Origin of the sequence: Methanohalophilus sp. DAL1 (genome assembly GCF_001683555.1) — an archaeon.
Classification (GTDB): domain Archaea; phylum Halobacteriota; class Methanosarcinia; order Methanosarcinales; family Methanosarcinaceae; genus Methanohalophilus; species Methanohalophilus euhalobius.
Map to the genome: position 1 here is coordinate 1 of NZ_MAFX01000051.1, position 6,185 is coordinate 6,185.

Here is a 6,185-nt window from a genome sequence, read left to right on the forward strand (position 1 = left end):
CGTTGTATACTGTACTAAAGTGCGAGAGCCTTTGGGAACTATGCATCGCTGCTGACTCAACTTATTGACTTTTACTAATTCTCTATATTTTTTCTTAATTATGCTATCTGCAATATCTTTCCTCCTACTATCAACTCGCTAGATAAATCAATACCAAATCTCCAATTTTATTACAGCCTGATGCTGAAGGGAAGATTAGAGGAAGAGGATTTAGATAGATCGAATGAATTCAATAAAGGAATAATGGTTTATTTCCCTGATATTCCTTCAATCATCTGCTTGCCTTCTTCTGTAGCACTATATATTATCCAATTTCCTTCTCTGGTTCCTTTAATAATACCACTTCCACTTAATATTGAAAGGTGGTACGATAACTTTGAATCAGGTACTTTCAGAATATGCTTTATTATGCATACACAGAGAGGTTGCCTGGCTACCATATATAGTATCTTCAATCTGAGTGGGGATGATAATGCATGGTGAATCTCACTCCATCTTTTGAATTCATCTTCAGGAGGCATTTTTTTATAAAGGTTGTCCACTCCTCCTTTATGTTCTATTTCGCATTTTATGGGTTCGGGAATAATCATTTTTTCACCTGCTATAATAAAGACTGAACTTGGATATATTGTCTTTCTCCTTTTCACATTTTCCATTACCATTCAAATACACATATATACTATCACCGGTATCTATTGCTCCCATGACCGCTGTATTCGAAATACTGCAAAAAGACGCAGCTGGCCGTATTGGTAGACTGCATACACCACATGGTGTTGTTGAAACACCAACGGTTATGCCAGTTATCAATCCCAACATAAACACAATACCCTCTTCTGAAATGCATCAGTTTGGTGCACAAATACTTATTACAAATTCATATATCATTTCTCGCAAGGACAAACTCAGGAACGTCGCACTGGAAAAAGGCCTGCATCATCTTCTGGATTTTGATGGTCCCATTATGACAGATTCAGGTTCTTTTCAACTATCCGTTTATGGGGATGTTGAAGTAACAAACGAACAGATTATAAAGTTCCAAAAAAACATTGGTTCTGATATTGCAGTCCCCCTTGACATTCCAACCCCTCCTGATGTCTCTTACAAAAGGGCAGAAGGCGAACTTGAAACTACTCTTGAAAGAGTGATTGCAGCCAAGGAAATTGTAACAGATAATATGCTTTTGGCGGGTCCTGTACAGGGCTCCACTTATCTGGATCTCAGGGCCCACAGTGCGAAAACCCTTTCAAAACATGCCTTTGATGTATATCCTATCGGAGCTGTGGTTCCTCTCATGGAATCCTATCGTTATGCGGATCTGGTTGATGTTGTTATTTCTTCCAAAAAGGGTCTTGATCCTGTGAAACCGGTCCATCTATTTGGTGCCGGTCATCCAATGATGTTTGCTCTTGCTGTAGCAATGGGATGTGACTTATTTGATTCAGCAGCTTATGCCCTTTATGCAAAAGCAGGACGCTATATAACTGTTACCGGAACATCTCATCTTAAAGATCTTCAGTATCTTCCATGTAATTGTCCGGTGTGTTCTGCTCATACTGCATCGGAAATTAAATCTGCTTTCAACTCCACAGAATTACTGGCAAGACACAATCTGTATGTGACCTTTGCAGAAATTCGCAACATCAAGCAGGCCATAAGGGAAGGTAACTTGTTAGAACTTGTGGAACAGCGGTGCAGGAGCCATCCCTCAATGCTGTCAGCTCTTAAAAGATTGTACAATTACAGTCCCTGGCTTGAAAGACTTGATCCGTTTTCCAAATCCACTTTCTTTTATACCGGGCCCGAATCCTCAAAAAGACCGGAAGTTGCACGATTTAAAGAAAGACTTGGCCGCTTTAATCTGGATGGTAAAATTCTTATACGCTCAAAATCTGTGAAAGACGAAGCAACTTATGATCATGTCCTGAATTTCAAGCCTCCATTTGGAGCATATCCCGTTGAACTCTCTGAAGTATATCCTTTCAATGCGGAAATCCCTGATGAAATGGATCCAGGTGCAATAGGTGTGGCGTTACAAAACGTAATAGGACTTATTAGTAAAAACAGGAATGGATTATTTTATTTGAATCTCCCAAAACAGTACACTGTTCATCCACTCTATGAAGATCTCAAGAAGAATGCCATTCCTTTAGATGAAATGCCCAATGAAAATCTTTAACTAAACTGACAGAAATCACGGATTTGAATCTAATCCCGGGTGATTTACTTGGTATCTACAACTGGATCAAAGTCCCGCAACCCCTATCTGGAACTACTCAGGCCTGAAATAGCTGATATGGATCTTGCCCTGCCGGCAGCAAGTGCATTGCTTGCATCATATATATACGTCGGAGGTCTACCTTCGGTTTTACCTTTCATTATTGCAATTATTGGTGGTTATGCTGCGATAACAAGTTCTTATGTGTTCAATGACTGTTGTGATATTGATATAGATAAGATTAACCTGCCCGGAAGGCCCATCGCATCTTCTACTCTCACGCAGGAACAGGGGCTCAAATATGCCTTTGTCCTTGTAGTTATTGCATCAATAGCTGCCTTGTATCTGAATCCCGAGTCTTTTGTGGTACTTGTGATAGCAGTTAGTACTATAAGCATATATTCAAAATTTGCTAAAAGATCTACCTACTTAAGCTTTGTACCAGTGGGTATTGCATACGGGCTTGTACCGATTGGTATCTGGCTTGCTTTTGATCCTGCGGGAATTCTAAAGGGTGCGGACACTTCCATTCTTCCCCTCCCCGGGATTTTCCTGGGTATTATGATGTGTGTTACCGATTGGGGATTTACTCTTTCCGGTGTCTCCAGGGATGTGGAAGGTGATCGGGCTAAAGGTGCGCCTACATTCCCTGTAGTATTTGGTGTACCTGCGACATCTAAATTGGTGACTGCCTGTTGGATTATAGGTGTAATTTCTTCCCTCATAATAGGTTGGACGGCACAACTTGGTCCTATTTTCTTCACAGGGGCAATTCTTGCGGGGATGTGGATGATTATCCAGTCCCTTGATTTCATCAAAAATCCTCTGCCCGAAAGAGGAGGAATGCTTTTCCTTCAGGGTTCTCGCTACAGGGGCGTAATGTTTGGTTCCCTGATAATTGATGTAATTCTGTCTATAGTTTCTGAGGGTTATGTGAATATTCTATGGTGATTTATAATGGATGCTGATGTCATTGTGGTCGGTGCTTCCCCTGCCGGTTTAGCTGCTTCCAGAGTAGCGTCTGAGCAGGGTTTGGATGTCCTTTTAATGGACAAACAAGACGTATTGGGTGAAAACACACATCCTGCTAACACTTTTTTTAAAGGAATGTTTGACAGGGCCGGCGAAACTGTGGATAGTTCCTATGTCCTCAAAAATTTAAGAGGGGCCAATATTGTAGCCCCTTCCGGATCCTATGTGGAAGTCGAAAGTCCCGCTTATTTTCTGGACCGCCCTGCATTTGACCGGTATTACATACAGAAAACCAGGGGTTCAGGTGTTGATATTGCGACATCAGTTGAAGCATATAATGTATTGAAAAATGATGAAGGGGTTTCTGTGAGTACTTCGCAGGGCACCTTCGATTCTAAACTTGTAATAATCTCAGATGGAATCAATTCTAAACTCGCTTCTCTTTGTGGCCTTTCTGCAATGAAACATCCGGATGATATAGCTTGGGCTATGGAGACAGAGGTAGAAGGTGAGGGGATTGGTGAGCCGGACATGTTTGAATATTTCGTGGGAAGCGTGGCTCCCGGATGGAAATCAACTTATTCTCCCTGTGGAGGCGACAGGGCAACCCTGGGTGTCTATGTAAGAAGGCATGGCAGGGATGTATCTTCCTTTTTTGATAGGTGGGTGGATAAATTCAAGCGGATGAAGGGTTTGTCAAATTTAAGCATAGGTGAAGTGAAAACCGGAGGGGACCCTATCGCTACTATTCCCAACCAGATGGTTGCTGATGGTATTATGCTTACAGGAGGTGCATCCGGACAATCGGGCATTGGCTATTCCATACACGGAGGCAAAATGTGTGGAAAAGTTGCTGCTGAAAGTATACAGGAGGGGAATACCTCTGCTCGTTTCCTGTCCCGTTATTCACATAGGTGGGCAAAGGAATACAGGACCGAATATTATTTGGGTAGAATGGCGCTTGAAACTCTTCGCAAAATGGATGATAGTGAGATAAACAGTATGATGGAAGTTTTCAAACAGGAGGACCTATCTTTCCTCCAGGGTTCATCTCTTCAAAAAGCATTACAGGTCTCTCTTTTCATGCTAAAAAAGAAACCGTCATCGCTTCTTGGATTTAGTGCATTCCTGAGAAACAGGTGATGTGTGGTAACATGAAATACGATTTTTATAGAAATCCCTTCTTCAAGGTTTATGCTACTGTTGAAAACGGACGTGTCAATATGCATACCTCAGGTCTTGCATCAAAAGCAGTGAAACCGCTGCTATCAGATATGATGGATATGTTCGATGGTTCCAAACCGGCCCTTGTAAATGGTGAGTCTCTTGTGTTCTCCACCTGGATGCCCCCTATCCCAGGAAAGGCTTTTGACAGGTTGGTTTCCAGCCAGATGGGGTATATGAGGGGGAAAATGGTTCCTGAACAGGTGACAATTTCCATCACCGAGGAATGTCCCAACAGGTGTCTGCATTGTGCGTTGCCTAATACAAATAACAGGGCATCTCTTTCACCCGAGATTGTAAAAAATGCTATTGACCAGTGTCTGGAAATGGGTTCAACTTTAATTATTTTTGATGGGGGCGAACCTCTGTTATATGAAGGACTTGAAGATCTCATTAACTATGTTGATAATGAGAAGGCAATAAGCGGTCTGTTTACTTCCGGTGTAGGTCTGGATTTTGCAAAAGCCCTGGCATTAAAAGAAGCAGGCCTGAATATGCTCAGTGTCAGTCTGGACAGTGCATTCGAAGCAAATCATGACAGGATGCGTGGCAGGACAGGTGTTTACAGGGCTGCTATGTCTGCTATAGAGAATGCCCTTGATGTCGGATTACTGGTAAATATCTATGTCGTAATTTCTCCTTCTAATATCGATGAGCTGGACGATTTCTACCAGCTTGCAAAGGACATGAGTGTACATGAGATCACCTTTTTTGAGATCGTACCCACGGGTCGATGGTTTGATCATAAGGATGACCTTCTCTCATCCGGGGACATGCAAAAATTCAATGATTTTATTGAGCGTTCAAACAATATGAGTGGACCCCGTATATTTTCGGTTCCTCATGTATTGCGCAAAATGGGATGCTTTGCGGGTAAAAAATGGTTGCATATAACCCCTGAAGGAAATGTCAGTCCATGTGCATGCATACCAATTTCGGTGGGTAACATACATGAAGAAAAAATAAATAAAATATGGGATAGAATCCGGAAAGATCCTGTCTATAAAGCAAAAACATGTCTTATGCGGGATGATAATTACAGAAATCAATATGTCCTTAAATATATATGAAATATAATCAGGGTTTCCCCTGATAATTATTTCCATTCTTATAGAAGACCGGACTTCTGGAGAGTCATGAGGTTTTCTGTAGTAAGTTTCTCGCCGGATTTGAACTTATCAAATATATCCTCGGCATCCTTACGGACTTCTTCCATGTCTGCGCCTTTCCTGCCACCATCTTTCTTCTTGAGTTTGCGAAGTTCTTTGTCAATATCCCGGATTTCCTTCTGAGCTGCAATGAAAGCCTTGTGCTGTTCATCTGCTTTTTCCTGGATTTGTACAAACTCTTTATGTGCAGTATCGGATTCCGCGCGTATCTTATCCGCTTCTTTGAAAGTGGTAATCATCTTGTCATGATATTCCTGAGCTTTCTGAGCATATTCAGAAAGGGTTGTATGGTAGCCGGAAGCCTCTTCCCTGATTTCCTGTGCTTCCGTAAGCAGATCGTTTAGCTCAGTATTACTTTCAATTTGCTTTTTCTTTGTATCATAAAGTTTCCGGAGTTCGGATATCTTGTTGACCAGTTCTTTTTCTTTTGATGGTGTAAGCACTTCGGTCTGCTGTGAGAATTCCAGCCTGTCGATATCCTTGCGAATCTCTTTCAGGGATGGTCCCGTAAGATTATTGGCACTTCTGAGCTCATCAACTTTTCCAAAAAGTTCATTTGCCTTTTCATTGGTCTTATCACGAAGCCCCTTGAATTCCTGGAC

At 41.8% G+C, this 6,185-nt stretch carries 6 protein-coding genes; 4 read left to right on the forward strand and 2 right to left on the reverse strand.

The window, feature by feature from the left end; translation table 11 throughout:
- Positions 1 to 248: 248 nt before the first annotated feature.
- Entirely contained in the window at positions 249 to 662 is a 414-nt protein-coding gene (locus tag A9957_RS08995; RefSeq protein ID WP_241645706.1) for a helix-turn-helix transcriptional regulator, read from the reverse strand.
- Between the two features lie 41 nt (positions 663 to 703).
- Between A9957_RS08995 and tgtA the strand changes: the two genes are divergently transcribed.
- The 4 genes from tgtA to A9957_RS09015 are packed head-to-tail and all read left to right on the forward strand — an operon-like array spanning position 704 to position 5,484.
- A complete protein-coding gene (gene tgtA / locus A9957_RS09000; RefSeq protein ID WP_096711601.1) occupies positions 704 to 2,179 on the forward strand; it encodes a tRNA guanosine(15) transglycosylase TgtA in 1,476 nt (491 codons plus the stop codon).
- Positions 2,180 to 2,227: 48 nt separating this feature from the next.
- Positions 2,228 to 3,169 (forward strand): UbiA family prenyltransferase, encoded by a 942-nt coding sequence (locus tag A9957_RS09005; protein ID WP_105460519.1) that lies wholly within the window; start codon positions 2,228 to 2,230, stop codon positions 3,167 to 3,169.
- A gap of 6 nt (positions 3,170 to 3,175) precedes the next feature.
- Positions 3,176 to 4,333 (forward strand): NAD(P)/FAD-dependent oxidoreductase, encoded by a 1,158-nt coding sequence (locus A9957_RS09010; RefSeq protein WP_105460520.1) that lies wholly within the window; start codon positions 3,176 to 3,178, stop codon positions 4,331 to 4,333.
- 11 nt (positions 4,334 to 4,344) lie between these two features.
- A complete protein-coding gene (locus A9957_RS09015; protein WP_241645708.1) occupies positions 4,345 to 5,484 on the forward strand; it encodes a radical SAM/SPASM domain-containing protein in 1,140 nt (379 codons plus the stop codon).
- A 38-nt stretch (positions 5,485 to 5,522) separates the two neighbouring features.
- Here A9957_RS09015 and A9957_RS09020 read toward each other — a convergent pair.
- On the reverse strand, positions 5,523 to 6,185 hold a 663-nt coding region (locus A9957_RS09020; RefSeq protein ID WP_292343974.1), incomplete at its 5' end, for a coiled-coil protein.